Raw genomic sequence first — 724 nt, 5'->3', positions numbered from 1 at the left:
TCTGTTCGCGTCTTCCTATACGCTGAGCATGCTGTACGCGCAGAACGAGCTGCTCGCCATATTCTGTTCGGGCATACCGCTGTTCAAATTCGCCGCGCCGCTTCTGGCGCTTTCGCTGCTCATGAGCCTCGGCATGTTCTGCTTCGACGACGCGCTCGTGGTGCCGTGGTACGCGAAGAAGCTCGCGCTTCAGGACTCGCTCATAGGCGAGGTGCAGTCGCTCGACCTCGACAAGCCGGTGATTATCTCCGAGCGCGGGAACGTCATATACAAAGCCGACCGCTATGACGAGGCGACTCAGAGCCTGCTGAACCTCTTCGTCGTAATCCGCGGGGAGGACAAAGCCCTGCGCGCGATTATCCGCGCGGACTCGGCGGAATGGCGGGACGGCGCGTGGGTTTTCTCCGAAGCGGCGCAGTACACGGCGGAGGGGGAGACGATACGAACGGGCGAGGTGGAGGATTCGGTGCGCGCGCGGCTGACCGAACCGCCGGCAACCTTCAGGAACAACACGGTGTCCGTCGAGAGCGTGCCGGTGCGGGAGGCGAAGGAATACGTCGGGCGGCTTTCGCGCGCGGGGCTGCCGTCCGCCGAGGCGCGCTCGCAGTACTACAAGAAGTTTTCGTTCCCGCTTATCGTGTTCATCGTCGTGTTCCTGTCTATAGGCTTGTCCGGCAAGACGCGCACACACGTGCTGATTGTCAGCCTCGTGCTGTGCCTGGTC

General features: G+C 62.6%; 1 protein-coding gene. It reads left to right on the top strand.

Going from position 1 to position 724, the window contains the following annotated elements; all coding sequences use genetic code 11:
• Position 1 precedes the first annotated feature (1 nt).
• On the top strand, positions 2-724 hold a 723-nt coding region (locus AWU74_RS06995; protein WP_306701056.1), incomplete at its 3' end, for an LptF/LptG family permease.

This window comes from Treponema endosymbiont of Eucomonympha sp. (assembly GCF_001028545.1).
The sequence above is the reverse complement of the archived record's forward strand: the minus strand, read 5'-3'. Positions and strand labels throughout refer to the sequence as shown.